This is a genomic window from Mucilaginibacter sp. P19 (genome assembly GCF_050632265.1).
Taxonomy (GTDB): domain Bacteria; phylum Bacteroidota; class Bacteroidia; order Sphingobacteriales; family Sphingobacteriaceae; genus Mucilaginibacter; species Mucilaginibacter gossypii.
The window spans coordinates 2554347-2571365 of sequence record NZ_CP192586.1; the positions used below are offsets into that span (position 1 = coordinate 2554347).

General features: G+C 43.5%; 16 protein-coding genes. 12 read left to right on the forward strand and 4 right to left on the reverse strand.

From position 1 onward, the window contains the following. Position 1: 1 nt before the first annotated feature. The 3 genes from ACQ86K_RS12300 (at position 2) to ACQ86K_RS12310 (ending at position 2345) form a co-directional block, all read left to right on the forward strand. Positions 2-520, forward strand: coding sequence for a hypothetical protein (locus tag ACQ86K_RS12300; RefSeq protein WP_431200450.1), 519 nt, complete (start codon positions 2-4; stop codon positions 518-520). Further along, the gene (locus ACQ86K_RS12305; RefSeq protein WP_431200451.1) at positions 471-1457 is read left to right on the forward strand and encodes a HEPN domain-containing protein; all 987 of its coding nucleotides are present in this window, start codon (positions 471-473) and stop codon (positions 1455-1457) included. The genes ACQ86K_RS12300 and ACQ86K_RS12305 overlap by 50 nt, the downstream gene beginning before the upstream one ends. Positions 1458-1688: 231 nt before the next feature. After that, on the forward strand, positions 1689-2345 hold the full coding sequence (locus ACQ86K_RS12310) for a hypothetical protein (protein WP_157526452.1): 657 nt from the start codon (positions 1689-1691) through the stop codon (positions 2343-2345). A 300-nt stretch (positions 2346-2645) separates the two neighbouring features. Here the strand turns inward: ACQ86K_RS12310 and ACQ86K_RS12315 are convergent, their stop codons facing one another. Further along, the gene (locus ACQ86K_RS12315) at positions 2646-3365 is read right to left on the reverse strand and encodes a hypothetical protein (protein ID WP_157526450.1); all 720 of its coding nucleotides are present in this window, start codon (positions 3363-3365) and stop codon (positions 2646-2648) included. Between the two features lie 606 nt (positions 3366-3971). Here ACQ86K_RS12315 and ACQ86K_RS12320 point away from each other — a divergent pair. The 3 genes from ACQ86K_RS12320 (at position 3972) to ACQ86K_RS12330 (ending at position 6156) form a co-directional block, all read left to right on the forward strand. Next, a complete protein-coding gene (locus ACQ86K_RS12320; protein ID WP_431200452.1) occupies positions 3972-4706 on the forward strand; it encodes a hypothetical protein in 735 nt (244 codons plus the stop codon). A gap of 210 nt (positions 4707-4916) precedes the next feature. Further along, positions 4917-5084 (forward strand): hypothetical protein, encoded by a 168-nt coding sequence (locus tag ACQ86K_RS12325; protein WP_166583813.1) that lies wholly within the window; start codon positions 4917-4919, stop codon positions 5082-5084. Positions 5085-5088: 4 nt separating this feature from the next. Continuing rightward, positions 5089-6156, forward strand: coding sequence for a DUF932 domain-containing protein (locus ACQ86K_RS12330; RefSeq protein ID WP_157526446.1), 1068 nt, complete (start codon positions 5089-5091; stop codon positions 6154-6156). 302 nt (positions 6157-6458) lie between these two features. Here the strand turns inward: ACQ86K_RS12330 and ACQ86K_RS12335 are convergent, their stop codons facing one another. Together ACQ86K_RS12335 and ACQ86K_RS12340 are read right to left on the reverse strand one after the other, a co-directional pair. Continuing rightward, on the reverse strand, positions 6459-7013 hold the full coding sequence (locus tag ACQ86K_RS12335) for a hypothetical protein (RefSeq protein ID WP_157526444.1): 555 nt from the start codon (positions 7011-7013) through the stop codon (positions 6459-6461). A gap of 11 nt (positions 7014-7024) precedes the next feature. Further along, positions 7025-7231 carry a hypothetical protein gene (locus tag ACQ86K_RS12340; protein WP_431200453.1) on the reverse strand — a complete coding sequence of 69 codons (207 nt, stop codon included), beginning with the start codon at positions 7229-7231 and terminating at the stop codon, positions 7025-7027. A gap of 332 nt (positions 7232-7563) precedes the next feature. On the opposite strand from ACQ86K_RS12340, the gene ACQ86K_RS12345 reads away from it, so the two are divergent. The 6 genes from ACQ86K_RS12345 to ACQ86K_RS12370 are packed head-to-tail and all read left to right on the forward strand — an operon-like array spanning position 7564 to position 16137. Further along, entirely contained in the window at positions 7564-7884 is a 321-nt protein-coding gene (locus tag ACQ86K_RS12345; protein WP_157526440.1) for a DUF6660 family protein, read from the forward strand. Positions 7885-7928: 44 nt separating this feature from the next. Beyond that, entirely contained in the window at positions 7929-11180 is a 3252-nt protein-coding gene (locus tag ACQ86K_RS12350; protein WP_431200454.1) for an efflux RND transporter permease subunit, read from the forward strand. Next, entirely contained in the window at positions 11152-12360 is a 1209-nt protein-coding gene (locus ACQ86K_RS12355; RefSeq protein WP_431200455.1) for a TolC family protein, read from the forward strand. The genes ACQ86K_RS12350 and ACQ86K_RS12355 overlap by 29 nt, the downstream gene beginning before the upstream one ends. Continuing rightward, complete coding sequence (locus ACQ86K_RS12360) at positions 12357-13607, forward strand: efflux RND transporter periplasmic adaptor subunit (protein WP_157526436.1); 1251 nt, start codon at positions 12357-12359, stop codon at positions 13605-13607. The genes ACQ86K_RS12355 and ACQ86K_RS12360 overlap by 4 nt, the downstream gene beginning before the upstream one ends. A gap of 48 nt (positions 13608-13655) precedes the next feature. Then, positions 13656-14090, forward strand: coding sequence for an RNA polymerase sigma factor (locus tag ACQ86K_RS12365; protein ID WP_157526434.1), 435 nt, complete (start codon positions 13656-13658; stop codon positions 14088-14090). A 10-nt stretch (positions 14091-14100) separates the two neighbouring features. Beyond that, entirely contained in the window at positions 14101-16137 is a 2037-nt protein-coding gene (locus ACQ86K_RS12370; RefSeq protein WP_183549007.1) for a heavy metal translocating P-type ATPase, read from the forward strand. Positions 16138-16196: 59 nt separating this feature from the next. Here ACQ86K_RS12370 and ACQ86K_RS12375 read toward each other — a convergent pair whose 3' ends face one another. Continuing rightward, positions 16197-16916 carry a TylF/MycF/NovP-related O-methyltransferase gene (locus ACQ86K_RS12375; protein ID WP_157526432.1) on the reverse strand — a complete coding sequence of 240 codons (720 nt, stop codon included), beginning with the start codon at positions 16914-16916 and terminating at the stop codon, positions 16197-16199. Between the last annotated feature and the right edge of the window lie 103 nt (positions 16917-17019).

Sequence of the window (17019 nt, forward strand, 5' to 3'; positions counted from 1 at the left end):
CATGGGCACTTATCTGGGTAATATCGCGCCGTGGGAGCAATATCCTAAACATCTTCGTTTCGAAGAAATCATGAATCCGTTAAAGGTAGTTATTGATTTTTTTAGCTCCGGATGGCCGAAGGATCATCGGGAAGATCTGAAAGAGTGGCGCTATTTTGTCCTGAATGATAAGGTTTTCAAGGATAGACATGGTTCCGGTCACATTTTATTCATATACGATCAAAACATGCAATTGATTGAGGCTTTGCATTTATTATTACTAAAATTTAAGGATAGGTGGCCGCGTTTGGAAGACGTAACAAAAGAACAGATCACACAAGAAAGTAATGATTGGGTCTATTTCCCAAAGAACTTATCACAAAGCGAGCTGGCTAACCCATATAAGGCTATAAAGAAATGCTTTAAAAAGATCAGCCCACAGGAATATCGCGATTATCTGCATGAATGGCTTCACACAGCGCTATATAACAATGCTGCTGACGAGAACATTATCGGCAAGCGAGATCATCGACGTTTATGATAATATCCGTAAGCTCTATTCTGCGGCATGGCTCATTCATCAGCGTGAAACTAACGAAGCTATTACGCACAAATCTTGGGGGAAGAATAAAGATAAACAGTTGACCAATGCAGAAGACTTGACGCCTTTAAAAGACCTCAATCCAAAACTAAGCGAGGAACAAGAGGCGGTTGTTGATAAAATAAAGAACCTGATCATTGAAAGAATACCGGGTGTGAACTTGATCTACTTGATTGGTAAGAATGCAAAACCTTCCATTTACTATCTTTTGATATTAATAGACGATAGCGAAAAGGCGGTTGAACATGAAGTAGCTAACAAGATTGAAGATAACTGCCGTTTCCTGGGGACAGTATTTGCTATTGTTCATAAAAGATCTTCCACGAAGAAAGGATTAGATAATGATAAACGTTTCTGGCATAACACACTTTACAAAAGCATTAATTTGTATAAGGCACCGGAAGCAGAATTGTTGAACGCAAAAGCTATTGAGGATCACGTGTGGATTGAAAAAGCTCAAAAAGACTGGGATCGCTGGGGTCTACAAGGTAAAGAATTCATGAAAGGCGCGATCAGGTATATTGAAGATAACAATTGCACATTAGCGCTTTTTTCTTTACATCAAGCTACCGAGAGCTCGCTGATAGGAATCATCCATGGCATTACAGGCTACCGCCTTACTACACATAACCTTCCACGGATGATCAAAATAACGTTGCTATTTACAGACGAAATAAAGCGATCGCTGCAACTTAATACTACCGAAGGTTTACAGCTTTTCAATTTACTCCAATTGGGCTATTCTGAAACAAGGTATAAGAGTGACTTTGAACCGGATGAAGGTTCCGTAAAGCTACTAAAGGATAGAGTTGCCTTGGTAATGGATAAGATTGAACAAGTTTATCAGCAATTTATTAAATGCAAAACCAGTTCTTAATAATAGCCAAATAGTAGCAAGCGGCAAAGATTTTCTTATGCCGCCTTGCTTCCTTCCTTCCTTAATATCCGAGCACCGCTAAGCACCCAAAGTAGCAAGGCGGGCATATTTATGTCCGCCTGAGCTGCTGAGGTTAATTCGTTTGAGATATTGAACTCCCGCTAACATGCAAATTGCAAACGATTTTGACATAGAATTCACAGCTTCTAAAATTAATACCTGGTTTATAAAATGAAAACTTCTAAATATACGCCCTGGGAGCATGCCGTCGCCAATCTTGACTTTTACAAATTACTCCAATATCCGTTCGAGCCTATTACCGACTTTTTCGAATCAGCTACTCCCATCAGACATCTTCAGTATTTGCGAAATTGGAGATATTGCTCACTTACCGCTGATTATCAATTTCATCAGGATGAAGGTCCAGGTAAACTTGTTGGGATCTATTCCATGTATACCCGATTGCTAGAAATGCTTTACTTACTTACAGGCGAAAGATTGTATTACCGGAGTCTATATGGCACAGCAAAATTCGAGGGATTTACACCGGCACCAGATCTTGATGATGAAGAGCAATATTGGTTATGGTTTCCCGATAACCTCGACCGACAGTGGCTATTAACGCCTTATGATCTGTTAATGAAAATTTTCGACAAGCACCCGCTGCCATTACTGAAGTCGAACCTTTTGATAGTGCTTGAAATGGCCCTTTCCAAATATCAGATCTCAAAGCATCTTTCAAGCAGACAAATAAATAATTTATTTGATGTCCTGGAAAAAATATGCTCAATAGCTTGGCTGATCAATCAACGTGATGCTGATAATTGGTATACTAAAGACGGGCCGGCACCTGATGACGGTATTGACGAGGATATGGTTGTGCGATAGATGGTCTAAATTGTTCATTGAAACGCTGACAACCTTAAGATTAACCATGCTCTAATAAGAGGTAAGCGTCAATATTGAGGCGCTAAATGTTAATTCAAGTCAAGCAGAACTGGTTAAAAAAACCATTTTCTAATGGCTTGTATTTCTTTTTATTACAAATGGAAATTGGCAGCATGTCATCCTACAATTCCTTAAAATAAAAGGCGCTGACAATTACTTGTCAACGCCTCCATATCAGGTGTGTTCCTTAATTACTTTTTCTTAACGGTCGTGCTCGCAGTAGTTGTTGGACGAACCGTGTTAGGATTTACGCCTTCCCTTATCATTTGAGTTGGTGGAGGTGTTGGTTTTTTTACTTCTGCCATTGCAATGTGTTTTAATATTTAAACGTTCAACAGTGTCTTTATATTTTATGTTCAGGTTAACCGGTATGACCGAATCGATCTTAACCCTTTGAACCTTATCTTTCCCTTTATTGACCCCAAAATCAATGCCAAATGGAATGATTAACAAACTTAATGCAATTAAGGCATAAATCATATACTGGTGGCATTGAAATCGCTGGAAAATTTTAGACTTATTGTTTTTTTGATTGATCCCTGCACTCTTGATCAGTTCTTGCAGCAGATAGGCATCAAATTCTTTTTTTGCTTCAGCGATGCTACCGGCTAACGTGCTATTGGGCTGCGACTGATAAAAATTAACTAAACCTTGGTAGTAAGCGTCCAAAACATCTGTGTCATTCAGGTAAGCGTAATCATAACCGTTGTGGAAATCTGAAAACGCGCGTATCAGATGATATATTGATTTACCCAATAAACATATAGATACAACACTAATGACAATAAAGCTTATAGATAAGAACTTGTTGTCGCTGAAATCAAAATTTGTCGAGGCAAAGTACAAACCGGCCAACAATGCAGTGAGAATACCTATAGGAGTAGACAACGAGGTATTGATCTCGTTTTTACGGTCAAGCGTCTTGTCATATTGGTCCTTATAAAATGCTTCCTGCTCCATATCGCTGTGTTGGCGGTAATACAAATATAAATAATTATCAATTTAAGACCGATTTTAGTATCAGTCCCATGTCTAACATTAAGTACTCATTAAATTTCAGCAATATGTCTTTGCCATGCAAACCAACGTTCTACAGATAATAATTCAGTGCTATTTCAAATACCTGGCTGTCCCTCCGGCCAGGCTTTCCACTCTATCTTTTCCGGGAAAAGGATGCCGCTGCAATCCTTGACAGTTGACTTCCTGAAGGCTGATTGGTATCATATCCGCTGCTGCATTTTTGCTGCGCGGCAAAAGCATTCGCTGTTGCTATAACTACTGCCAATTCCAATTAAGCGCATCATTCAGGACTTCACTTGTTTACCCGCTGCGCTGGGAAAAGCTGCGCTTGCCTTCTCTCTGCACTTATTTTCCTGCTAAAATATCAACTGCTTTCAGGTGCTATTTTCCAAAGAAAACGGACAAAAGCGGCGTCAAGATCGGTCAGCCCGTTCGTACGAACGCATAATGTCCTCCGCTGCGCTGCGGCCACCCTTCGGGACTTATAGTTCTCCCGCCCAGGCTTTGCGACCGCCTTTTTGACTTTCTTTTTTACCGTTTTTTCTTTTGAAAAATAGCTTTTCAGGGAAAGTCTTCGGGAAAAAAGGGAAACGAAAAACAAATTTTTTAACCCTTTTAAATCATTTAAAAAATGAAAACAGCAGAAAAAATGCAAACGGTGTACAAGGTACAGCAGCAAAAAACAACCAATCAGTTAACCGTATTGAAAACCGCCCAAGCCTGACAGGAAAGGAAGCCAAACAAGATGAAACCGCTAAAGATCAAAAACCTGCGCAAACTCCGCAAGCTGAGAAAACCAACCCTGCCGAGGCAACGACCAGTAGCCCCGCTACAGTGGATAACCAACCCGCTAACGTTGCGCCATTTACCACAGGACACGGATTAGACGAAGCCCCAAAGAGCGAACCGGCCAAAGCGGAAGAACCAAAAGCCGAACCCGCCAAAGTGGAAGAGGTGAAAGCGGAGCCAAAAAAATTCGCTTTGAACTTAGAGCAAACTTTGAAATCGGTGGAGGGCTTACACCGCCTAAGCATTCAGCGTATTACCCTGTTATCCCGCATTAAGTTACTGGAAGATTTTGAGGTAAAACTGATCGAGGAAAACGACGAACTGGAAAACAATCCTTATCAGGGTTGCAAGCTGATTATCAAAGACGATAAAGGCCGGGAGTTTGTCACCAATACGCCAAACCTTATCCGCATGGTTTCCCAATTCATTTTTGATGCCTGCCATGAAAAACTGGCCGAGATCGAAGCAAACATCATTTTCCCCAATGCTTAAACAAATTATGCTCCCATCCCGAAAGCTATCGGGATGGTGAGCATTTTTTTATGGTTTCACAAAAAACAGCAAATCGGATGTACGAGCAATTTATAGAGTTAACCAACCAAATATTTTGGGATGGTTACGCCGAAACTTTAGCGCAGGAAAACCCCGCACGGTTTCAATTAGAATTAAGCGATTTTATGAATATATACCAATTTTAAAGCGATGGAGGATAAGATCTTTTTACTGGTGAAAGTCACCATTAAAACCGCGCATACGAGCATTCACGATGCAATACAGGAACTGCAAACCAAAACGGTTTTGCAGGTAAGCAGTACGCCGAACGTGGAAGTATTACAAACAAAAATTATTGAACTGAACACTAAAAAATAACATCATGGCACATCAAATAAATTTCAATCAGAAAACAGGCAAAAACAGCTTTATGAGTGTTAAGGAAAAAGCCTGGCACGGGTTAGGGCAAATCATAGACCGTTACCCAACTAGTAGCGAAGCCATACAGCACGCAGGTTTAGATTATATTGTAGAAAAACGCCCTTTGTTTACTTATGATACCGAAAACCATTTAGGCGATCCCGACAACGATATTATTATTCCCGAAATAGAGGTTCCTAATTTTTTTGCTACGGTTCGGGCCGATACCGAACAGGTTTTAGGGGTTGTCGGTAACGATTATGAAGTGGTACAAAACCGTGATGCGTTTTCGTTCTTTGATGCGATCGTAGGCGGTGGCGATGGTATTTTATACGAAACGGCGGGGGCATTGGGTAACGGCGAGCGGGTTTTTATAACTGCTAAATTGCCTGATTATATTCGGGTAGGTGTAAAGGACTGGATAGAACAGTATTTGTTTTTAACCACTACTCACGATGGTTTAGGAAGCATTACCGCAGCTTTTACGCCTGTTAGGATAGTTTGCAACAATACGCTAAACGCAGCGATGAATAATCATTCAGGGGCGATTAAAATCCGTCATACCGCCTCTGCTACCGAACGGCTAAAACAGGCACATACTTTAATGGGCATTAGTAAATCTTTAGGCGGCGAAATGGAGGGCTTATTTAATCAATGGGCTAAAGTACGTATCACAGATGCCGAGGTGAAAAAATTGATACAGATTGCAATGGCACCTAACAAAGAGGTTTTGGAAAACTTAGCCGGGGGCAAATTAGACCTGCTATCTACACACTACACTAACATTGTAGATAATGTTTATGAATATGCTTTAGGAAGTCAGACCCAGCAAATGGAAACGACCGCAGGAACTGTTTTTGGTGCATATAACAGCGTTACGGGTTATTTCCAAAATGTGCGCGGTTTTAAAAGTGATGAAGCCAAATTTAAATCCATCATGGACGGTACAGCGAAACAACGGGCACAAACCGCCTTTAATCTGTGTCGGGATTTTGCGACACAGGGAAGCGAAGCATTGATTTATAATTAATTGTTAGGGGGAGCAATCCCCCTTGTTTCTAAAATTGCCCGGCGGCGGGCTATCGCCCGCCCGAAGAACGCCCCCTGTTTTCATAGTGTTAAATGATTTTCGGTGAAAACAGGGTGCGCCTTGATTTACCATAAACCGACCTGAAATATCATTCATTTATTTTCCATCAAAAATTGTAGATTGCCACCCTTAATGGCAGGCATCCTTGCTTGCCTTGTGATAAGGTTTAGGTTGAAAGTCCCTTGCAGCGAGTGTTAAGGGACTTTTGTTATAAACCGCATTTTTTGATGAATCATTCAAACTTAGGCTCCAAGTTTTTCAAATAATTGCGAACATAGTGTTTGCAGGAGGCTGAGAAGGGGCTCTAACAAAAAGCGCTGGTATTCTTGAATGTCTTTATTACCATGAACCATATTGTTTCTGACTGCATATATGATTTTTAGGATTGCCATTATTTTAACGTCTGAAGATTCGGATTTTAACCCGAGAAGCAGTTCTTTATCTCGTTCTGATTTAGAATTTCCAGCCCGGTCAAGCACGATGTTAAAATAACCTTCTTCAATGATCCATATTAAAGAATGAATATCTTTTTCATTACCCCATTCCAAAAATTGGTTGTAAATATTTTCTTCCCCTAAATACTGTGCTACAAGATCAGTTGCTTTATGATTGTCATCGTCTTTAGCCCTTAATTTAACATTTTGCTTTGCAAGTGAAGCCGGGACTTCATTATACAGCATGTTATATCCGGTATAGGTTGTCGAATATTTATCATACAATCCGCTAATCGTATCGACATTATAACCGTCCGCTTTCTGGCGATGGTTGTTATATTTCTGTATTAACTCCTCAGTCATCGTTCGATTTACTACTGCTTAATCTTTTCCAGTTGTTGTAAGTTATTTAGCGCTACCTTTTGTGTCTTACCATTGGAAAAGTTAGTGAACAAAAACGCCGAGCCATCGAAGCCATCCTGAAACGAGCCAGTAAATCCTTCGCCTGTTTCGATCATTAGATAAATCAGATCACCAAACTGGAGGTGCAATTTTTGAAAATATATTTGGTCTATATACATGATTGAAGATACTAAACAATATGTTGTATAACGGTTTAAAAGAAAAAGGAAAAAAGAAAGCATAATAAATTACCCGCAATAAGGCAAATGGAAACGGAATAAGTCCCGTAGGGCGAGCGCGCCGCGCTAAGAAGGCGGCTCGTTATGCCGTAGTCTTTTGCGGATATATGAATTCTACGAATTGCGGGTAAAGCTTTGCTGTACTTTTTTTGTTTTAACCTGACCACACTTCTCTTGGTGTTCTATGCCCCTTAACAGGTTTAACATAAATTAACATTTCTATGAAGTTTAATTTTGTAATAATTGACCTGTAAATCATATGTTTGTATCAAATGAAGTATGTAGGAATCATATTCAGCGTTTACATGACCTTACTGGCAGTGTTGCCATGCAGGGACAGTGACGACTTTGGGGATATGGTGAAATCTTATACTACTTTTACTAAAAGCCATTCAGGTGACGAAAAAGCAGGCAAAGAAACCTGCACGCCGTTCTGCACCTGTTCCTGCTGTTCTACTGTTCGGACGCTAACACCCTACCATCACGTGGGGAGCGTTTTCATACAAGAAGTTAAAAAAACTTTCGGTGAGCCGACAGTTCCGGCGCTTCTTGAACAATCCATTTCTATCTGGCAGCCGCCTCAGATCGGTTAATACATTCGCTTCAATTTTGTTCGTGATGGGATAGCGTCTGCGCTATGCCACAAGCACGTTTACGTATTAACCATAAATCCATGTTTGATAAGATCATTGCGTTCTCGATCAGCAATAAGCTGGTCGTAGGGGCATTTATAATATTATTAGTAGCGGCCGGTATTTTTTCGCTTACACGCCTGCCAATTGATGCACAGCCTGACATTACCAATAACCAGGTTCAAATTATTACCCAGGCACCTACTTTGGGCGCTCAGGAAGTGGAGCAATATATTACCGCGCCGATAGAACTGGCGATTGCCAACGTGCCTAAAGTAATTGAAAAACGGTCAATTTCCCGTTCCGGACTGTCGGTGATAACGGTAGTATTTGAGGACAATGCAGATATCTATTGGGCGAGGCAGCAGATCAGCGAAGGTTTAAAGGAAGCTGAAAGTCAGATTCCCAAAGACACCGGCGAACCTATGTTGGCACCTATCACGACCGGCCTCGGGGAGATCTACCAGTATGTCATACATACAAAACCCGGCTATGAAAACAAATATTCCGCTACAGACCTGCGTACCATGCAGGATTGGATCGTCCGCAGACAACTGGCCGGAACCCCTGGAATTGCCGAAATCAGCGGTTGGGGCGGCTATGTGAAGCAATACGAGATCGCTATTGACAACGAAAGGCTGAACAGCCTTAATATTACGATCAGCGATATTTATACTGCACTTGAAAAGAATAACCAAAACACAGGTGGATCGTACATTGAACAGCGAAGTAACGCCTATTTTATCAGGGGGCTGGGTCAGGTTAAAACACTGGATGATATTGAACATATCGTGGTTAAGAACCGTGAAGATGCACCTGTGGTTATCGGTGATATTGCCAAGGTGCAATATGGCAGTGCTAACCGCTATGGCGCAGTTACCCGTAACGGACAAGGCGAAGTCGTTGCCGGTGTCGCCCTGATGCTAAAAGGTGAGAATTTCAGTGATGTTATCGAGCGCGTTAAGGAACGCATGGCCCAGGTACAAAAGTCATTGCCCGAGGGTGTGGTCATTGAGCCGTTCATTGACCGTACGGAACTTGTTGGCAGGGCTATGGGTACGGTAGAACGGAACCTTATAGAAGGCGGCCTTATCGTCGTTTTTGTATTGGTCCTGCTGTTGGGTAACTGGCGTGCAGGTTTAGTAGTTGCTTCCGTTATTCCCCTGGCCATGCTGTTCGCCGTAACGCTGATGTATCTCTTTGGGGTATCCGGAAATTTGATGAGCCTGGGTGCAATTGACTTTGGACTGATCGTGGATGGGGCGGTTATTATTGTCGAAGCCATCGTTCACCGGATCACAGAAAGCAACCGCTTCGCAGGCAAAGAAACACTTGATCAATCTGAAATGGATGGCGAAGTTTACGAAGCAGCATCCAAGATCAGGGACAGCGCCGCTTTTGGCGAGATCATCATCCTTATCGTTTATCTGCCGCTTTTCGCACTGGTAGGTATCGAAGGAAAGATGTTCCGGCCAATGGCAGAAACGGTAGCTTTCGCCATCCTGGGTGCTTTTATCCTTTCGCTGACCTATGTGCCTATGGCAAGTGCCTTATTTTTAAGTAAGAAAACCCACCATAAGCGGAATATTTCTGACCGGCTGGTTGATGCCATGCACCGCATTTATACGCCGGCGTTAAACGCCGTGCTGAAGGCTAAAAAGTTTACCGTTTTTTTGTCTGTCGTTTTATTAGCCATCGCCCTGTGGGCTTTTGCTAAAATGGGCGGTGAGTTCATCCCGACTTTAGAAGAAGGTGATCTGACGGTTGAAATTGCCATGATGCAAGGCACCTCACTATCGCAGGTAGTGCAGACCTTTGGAAAAGCAGAGAAGCTCTTAAAGCAGAAGTTCCCGGAGATCAAGCAGGCAGTAACCCGTATAGGAAGCGCGGAAGTGCCTACAGACCCGATGCCGTTCGAGCGTGGTGATATGATGCTATCTATGAAACCGAAAGATGAATGGACTTCTGCCGGTGATCGCGCTGAAATAATGGAGAAGATCGAAGAAACACTAAAAGATATTCCCGGCATTAATGTAGAAGTTACCCAACCTATGCAGATGCGATTCAATGAGCTGATGACAGGTATACGGCAGGATGTTGCCATTAAAATTTTTGGCGATGATCTGGACGTATTGGCTTCCCAGGCGTATCAAACTGCAAAACTGATCAGCGGCGTTAAGGGGGTAAGTGAACCAATGGTAGAAAAGGTAAGCGGCTTGCCCCAGGTAGCGGTTGTTTATGACCGCCATAAGATCGCCCAATATGGTTTGAACATTGAAGATGTCAACACGGCGTTAAGTACCGCTTTTGCCGGTCGGGTGGCTGGTGCGGTGTTCGAGGGTGAGAAACGTTTTGAGATCGTTTTGCGCCTAAGCCGTGAACTGCGTTCCGATATAGTGAACATCGAAAACCTTTATATCCCGCTTCCAAGCGGCAGCAAGGTTCCGTTAAGCCAGGTGGCATCGATCAGAACCGAGGATGCACCCTCACAGATCAGCCGTGAGGATGGTAAACGCCGGATCTACGTTGGCTTTAACGTCCGCGGCCGTGATGTGGAAAGTACGGTTAAGGAGATACAGGAGCTCTTAAATCAAAAATTAAAAATGCCTGCCGGTTATTACACGACCTATGGCGGACAGTTCCAAAATTTGCAGGAAGCCAAAGGCCGTTTAGCTATAGCTGTGCCGGTAGCACTGCTGCTGATCCTCGTGTTGCTGTATTTTACCTTCCGTTCCGTTAGAGAGACCCTCCTGATCTTTTCTGCCGTACCGCTATCAGCAATTGGTGGTGTTGCTGCCTTGTACTTACGAGGAATGCCTTTTAGTATCAGCGCAGGCGTCGGTTTTATCGCCCTTTTTGGTGTTGCCGTTTTGAACGGGATCGTTCTGATCGGTTATTTCAACCAGCTTCAAGCTGAAGGCATTACCGATATCATCGAGCGTGTAAAGAAAGGAACGCAGGTCAGGTTAAGGCCCGTGTTGATGACGGCCTCTGTAGCTTCGTTAGGTTTCCTGCCGATGGCTATATCGTCTACCGCTGGTGCCGAAGTGCAAAGGCCCTTGGCAACGGTTGTGATCGGCGGGCTAATATCAGCGACCTTGCTTACCTTACTGGTTCTTCCGGTGCTTTATATTCTTTTTACCAAAAATCATCCGCCAAAAACAGACAAGACAATGCCATTATCACCCAAGATCGGAGCTATCTTATTGTTTCTTACAGGCAGCTTAATTGCTTCTGTCGGTCAACGCGCAGAGTGATAAACCGCTTACCTTATCAGAGAGCATTGAGACCGCAATCCGAAATAATCCGCAATTGCGCAGAGCAACGCTGGAGATCGGTCAGAACCGAACTTTACAAGGTACGGCATTCGACCCCGCCAAAACCGACATCACCCTTACACAAGACCCTACATCCGGTGGGAATATCGATAATAGTTTGGGGATCACCCAAAGCTTTGCTTTTCCGACCGTTTACAGCGCTCAGGCAAAAGTACTCAAAGCACAGACCGCATTGAGCGAACGCTCAAAAGCTATTACCGAAAACGAAGTCGTCAAACAGGTCACAGCAGCCTATTACGAGGTTCAATATGCGCAGAATAAGTTACGGCAGCTTACCAGCCAGGATAGCTTATATAAACGCTTTTCAGAGCGGGCGGCTTTGCGCTATAAAACAGGTGAAACCTCCTACCTTGAACAGCTTTCGGCTACGAACGCTTACAAAGAGATCAGCGTTTCCAGGCGACAGGCGGAAGCGGATGTACTGATCGGCAGGCAGGAATTACAGCAGTTATTGAGCATTAACTATTTGCCTGCAATAACTGATGGGCCTTTAGAAAAGCTTTCTTTTATTGCTGCCGATAGTATTGTGACCAGCAATCACCCACAAGTAGCTTATTATGAACAACGAAATGCTTTAGCTGATGCACAACTGAAAGCGGAAAAAAGCCGTTATTTCCCTGACCTGACCATTGGTTATCGCCAACAACTTTTAGTCGGCGCGTTTAATCCTGCCAATATCAGCCGCAACTATTTTCCCGGCACCAGGGTTGGTGGTTTTGAAGTCGGTGTTTCGGTGCCATTATTTTTCGGTGCTCAAAAGAGCAGGGTTAAAGCCGCCCAGGTGGGACAGCAGATCGCTCAGGCTGAACAGCAGAACGCCAGCCTTTTACTCAACAAGCAATATAATCAGGCACTGCAGCAACTCGCTAAATATGAGGCGGCAGTCCGCTATTACGACGAAGGTGGTTTAAAGCAGGCAGCCGAGCAAATACGGATCGCCCAGTTTGCTTATAGCAAGGGTGAGATCGGCTATGTCGAATTTATTCAGAATATGACACAGGCCATGAACATCCGCCTGTCCTATCTTTCAGCACTTCGTGATTACAACCAGGCGGTTATTGAACTTACTTACCTCACTACAACATCGAAATCAAAATGAGACTATTCCGTTTAAAAAAATATAAAACAGCGTTCGCGCTGACACTTGTCGCAACTATCATTTTGGCGTCCTGCACACAGCAACCCAAGACAGAAGAAAAAGAAGCAGCGGAGAAGGAAAAACCTAAAAACAAAACTGTCGGTATAACCATTTCTCGAAGCCAGTTGGATGCCGTTGGTATTCAATTAGGCTATTTGGAGCAAAAGAATTTAAAGTCGGTCGTTAAGGCCAGCGGCCAGTTGGAGGTGCCACCACAGAATAAAGCAGAAGTTACCTTGCTGATGGGCGGCGTTGTCAATCAGGTGTTCGTTCTGGAAGGACAGCATGTCAACAAAGGTCAAAAATTGGCTGCTATAGAAAATAACCAACTGATCCAATTACAGCAGGATTATATGGCTGCACAAAGCAGTCTGATGTATGCTACCAAAGAATATGAACGGCAAAAAGAACTGAATGAGGCAAACGCCGGTACGGGAAAGGTGTATCAGCAATCACAAAGCGCGTTACAGACCGAACAAGCTAAGGTAGCTGCATTAAGCCGTCAGCTTCGGCAGGTAGGCGTAAGTCCTGAGAGTGCATCACATGGCCGTTTTATCACACAGATTCCGGTATACGCGCCGATCAGCGGTACTATCGGGAAGATCGTTATTCAGACCGGCTCTTATGCCGAACCTGCAAGACCGCTGATGAACATCATTGATAACTCAAAAGTGCATTGCGATTTGGTCGTGTATGAAAAAGACCTGTTTAAGGTTAAGGCTGGTCAGCATGTTTATTTCACCTTGACCAACCAGAATAACAGGGAGATCACAGGAAAGATCTACGGGGTGAACCAATCTTTCGAAAATGAAAGCAAGGCGATCATCGCCCATGCAGTGATCGAACAGGCTGCCAAAAGTAATCTTATCCAGGGAATGTATGTCTCCGCCTTAATTGACGTTGGCCAGCAATTGGCGACTGCCGTTCCAACTGAAGCCGTCATAAAAACCGGTGGTAAGGAATATATCTATTACTTAGTCAAGGTAATGGAGAAAGATAAAGACGAAACCGCAAAGGATAAAGACGATAAGCCAAAGCCGGGAAGAAAGTATGTGTTTGAAAAAGCAGAGGTCGTGACGGGCGTAACGGACCTGGGCTATACCGAAGTCAGGCTGGTGACGTCGCTGCCAAAAGATGTGAAGATCGTAACAAAGGGTGCCTTTTATATCCTTTCATCAGAAAGCGCCACAGGGGAAGACGAAGAATAGAATTGAACTTAAAAACGCAGGCAATTAGTCTGCACGAAGGAAAAGATCATGGAAACGATTGTAATTGCAGATGATGTCATATTGAAGGATTTAGTAAACGAGAAAACACGCCGGAAGGCTTTCGGCCAGTTGCTCGCTAAATATCAGCAGCAGATTTACTTCTTTATCCGTCACCAGGGCCTGGATCACGAGGATACTGACGAGGTCACACAGGACGTATTTCTGACGATCTATAGAAACGTTAGTGCATTAAAACTATTGGATGAACTCGACTGGATCATCTACGGGTTCGCAGCGGAAGCCTGTAAGAAGTATTTTAAATTGAAGCCCCTGGAAGAATGGCTCCCAACAATGACCGCTCACCTGAAACAAAAAGGTTTCAGTTTTAAGAACATCGCATTCAGGCTCGAATTACCGCTAAAAGAGGTCAAGTACGCTTATCATACGTTCCTGTCGAAACAAACAGCGGTGCAAAACGCTTAACTACCATATCATGAAAGAAGAACAAGAAAACCAGGTACGGCAAGAACAATTCAAATCGGATGAACATTTAGCCAATACCTCGGGCGCTGAAAAAGAGGCCCATGAGGCTGACCAACATGCCGCGTCTGAACACGATCATGATGACGAAGATGAATCTTTAGATCTTACGAAAGCACCGGCAGAGGAAGAAACCTGGCTGAGCCATTGGCCGCTGCTTACCGCGCTGCTTATTTTGATCGTCATGCTGACGCTCGAATATGGGTTTAAGTACCAACCGCCATTTCCCGTCAATCTGATCATTTTTTTGATTGCATTCGGGTTGGCTGGCTACAATGTTTTGGCTATGGCCTGGCGCAAGGCAAAGCATTTTGATTTTTTCAATGAGTTTTTCTTAATGAGCGTAGCGACCATCGGTGCTTTCAGCATTGGTTCCTACAGTGAGGGCGTTGCCGTAATGGTTTTCTATTCCATAGGCGAATGGTTTCAGGATGCTGCCGTGAATAAAGCAAAGAAAAGCATTAAGGCGTTGTTGGATATCAGGCCGGATAAGGTAACTGTTATGCGTGGCGGTAAGCCAACTGAAACAGACCCGAAAACTGTTAAGGTGGATGAGGTCATTCAAGTGAAAGCAGGTGAAAAAGTTGCGCTGGATGGTGAACTTTATTCAGATGCCGCCAGTTTCAACACCGCAGCCTTGACCGGTGAGAGTAAACCGGATACTAAACGTAAGGGCGAAAAGGTACTTGCGGGTATGATCAATTTGGACAAAGTGAGCGAGGTACAGGTCAAGGCGCTGTTTAAAGACAGTAAGCTCAGCCAGATACTGGAAATGGTGCAGGATGCGACCGCCCGTAAATCTCAAACGCAGCTTTTTATCAGCCGCTTTGCTAAAATTTATACACCGATAGTCTTTGCACTGGCCTTGTTGGTATGCTTTGCACCCTACTTTTTTACAGACCCTTATAACTTTCATCAATGGTTTTATCGGGCATTGGTGTTTTTAGTGATCAGCTGCCCTTGTGCGCTGGTGGTTTCCATCCCATTGGGCTATTTTGGAGGCATTGGGCTGGCTTCAAGAAATGGTATTTTATTCAAAGGCTCGAACTTCCTGGACGTAATGACCAAGATCAACACCGTCATTATGGACAAGACCGGCACACTTACTAAAGGCGTGTTTAAAGTACAGGAAGTTGTTACCGAGAATTTTGATAAGAATGAACTGATCAGAACCGCCGCTGCTATCGAAGCCAATTCTACACACCCTATTGCCAAAGCCGTCGTTGAATATGCAGGTCAGCAGGAAGGTCAATTAAAGGCAGAAAACGTCGAAGAAATATCAGGTCATGGTTTGAAGGGAACAGTTAACGGCAAAACGGTACTTGCCGGGAATGCCAAGCTGCTCAAAAAGTTTAATATAAGTTATCCTGCTGACGTAGATAATTTGGTTGACACCGTTGTGGTACTGGCCGTTGATGATAAATATGCGGGTTATATCACGATTGCTGACGAAATTAAGGAAGATGCAAAAGAGGCAATTGAGCGAATGCATGCTTTAAAATTGCAGACCGTCATGTTATCAGGGGACAAACAGGCGGTAGTAGATAAAGTTGCTAAGGCACTTGGCATCGATAAAGCTTTTGGTGATCTGTTACCAGACGGAAAAGTGGAAAAAGTACAAGGGTTCAAAAATGCGGGCAGTCGTATCGCTTTTGTCGGTGATGGAGTGAATGATGCGCCGGTAGTTGCGCTTGCTGATGCCGGCATTGCGATGGGCGGCTTAGGCAGTGATGCGACGATAGAGACAGCGGATATTGTAATTCAGAACGATCAGCCTTCTAAACTTACCTCCGCGATTGAGATCGGCAGGATTACTAAACGGATCGTATGGCAAAACATAACCATTGCCATGGTGGTAAAGGTCATCGTTTTGGTTCTTGGTGCTGGTGGTGTCGCTAATCTGTGGGAAGCAGTGATCGCAGATGTAGGTGTCGCTTTGCTGGCCATTTTAAATGCGGTGCGGATTCAGCGGATGACGTTGCATGAGTGAATGCAGGCGAACAAAGCAAAGTTTCACAGCGCTATTGGCGTTCGCTTAAAGTTCTTTCTTTAAGCCTTTCGGAAATAGGCATGGTTATATTGGTTACCCCAGAGGCAAACGATCTTTTCCGGCTTGTCCGCAAAAAATTCATCATAGGCCAATTTAACACCGGGATTGATATCAAGGCCTTCAGCACCTGCTTCGGCATCATAATAATCCATCAGGATACAAATAGCATTCTTGCTCATGCGTGGATAAATGCTTTCGAAACAATGGAGCATCACCGCTTTGTGTTCCAACTTGTCGCCACCAAAACCGCAATCAATATGAACAAACGCGATCTCCGCAGGTAACTCGTTCGGTAACGTGGTTTTAAAATCACCCTTATGAACAATGGGCTGCTTCAGTTTGGCCTTTTCAAAATTGGCTTTCAGTTGTTCCTCAACACTTCCTTTAACAGTGAAGGTGGCGAAAAAGCTGTCGTACAAATGAAGCTGTTTTGAAGAAGCGTTTAATTCAATCACTTTTTCAAAAATAAGCGCGCATTGACCTGTGAAGCAACCTAACTCTACAACATCACCCGCAACTCCGTTGAAGATCACGGAATCTAATAAGTGATAATAATTGATGCGCTGTTCAGGCGTATTCATATCTACATTGGTATCCAATTGTTTAACCTGGTAACCGGTACGCATGAACCGCAGTCCTTTGTTAACGAAATCTACCAACGCTGACCGTTTCAATTCATTTACGGCATACGGCTGTTTGACCAGGAAGTAATTGTCCATGAGGTTATAAGTTTACAAGGTGTTTAGACAATAGTTTAAACTATCAACCAATATTCAATAATAGTAAAATTGTGGCAAACGCTGAAACTTAAACGGTATTCTG

What these genes read in the sequence shown, in the direction of transcription:
- ACQ86K_RS12300 (WP_431200450.1), top strand. Translation starts at nt 2, where the DNA reads ATGGGCACTTATCTGGGTAATATCGCGCCGTGGGAGCAATATCCTAAA.
- ACQ86K_RS12305 (WP_431200451.1), top strand. Translation starts at nt 471, where the DNA reads ATGCTGCTGACGAGAACATTATCGGCAAGCGAGATCATCGACGTTTAT.
- ACQ86K_RS12310 (WP_157526452.1), top strand. Translation starts at nt 1,689, where the DNA reads ATGAAAACTTCTAAATATACGCCCTGGGAGCATGCCGTCGCCAATCTT.
- ACQ86K_RS12315 (WP_157526450.1), bottom strand. Translation starts at nt 3,365, where the DNA reads ATGGAGCAGGAAGCATTTTATAAGGACCAATATGACAAGACGCTTGAC.
- ACQ86K_RS12325 (WP_166583813.1), top strand. Translation starts at nt 4,917, where the DNA reads ATGGAGGATAAGATCTTTTTACTGGTGAAAGTCACCATTAAAACCGCG.
- ACQ86K_RS12330 (WP_157526446.1), top strand. Translation starts at nt 5,089, where the DNA reads ATGGCACATCAAATAAATTTCAATCAGAAAACAGGCAAAAACAGCTTT.
- ACQ86K_RS12335 (WP_157526444.1), bottom strand. Translation starts at nt 7,013, where the DNA reads ATGACTGAGGAGTTAATACAGAAATATAACAACCATCGCCAGAAAGCG.
- ACQ86K_RS12340 (WP_431200453.1), bottom strand. Translation starts at nt 7,231, where the DNA reads ATGTATATAGACCAAATATATTTTCAAAAATTGCACCTCCAGTTTGGT.
- ACQ86K_RS12345 (WP_157526440.1), top strand. Translation starts at nt 7,564, where the DNA reads ATGAAGTATGTAGGAATCATATTCAGCGTTTACATGACCTTACTGGCA.
- ACQ86K_RS12350 (WP_431200454.1), top strand. Translation starts at nt 7,929, where the DNA reads ATGCCACAAGCACGTTTACGTATTAACCATAAATCCATGTTTGATAAG.
- ACQ86K_RS12360 (WP_157526436.1), top strand. Translation starts at nt 12,357, where the DNA reads ATGAGACTATTCCGTTTAAAAAAATATAAAACAGCGTTCGCGCTGACA.
- ACQ86K_RS12365 (WP_157526434.1), top strand. Translation starts at nt 13,656, where the DNA reads ATGGAAACGATTGTAATTGCAGATGATGTCATATTGAAGGATTTAGTA.
- ACQ86K_RS12370 (WP_183549007.1), top strand. Translation starts at nt 14,101, where the DNA reads ATGAAAGAAGAACAAGAAAACCAGGTACGGCAAGAACAATTCAAATCG.
- ACQ86K_RS12375 (WP_157526432.1), bottom strand. Translation starts at nt 16,916, where the DNA reads ATGGACAATTACTTCCTGGTCAAACAGCCGTATGCCGTAAATGAATTG.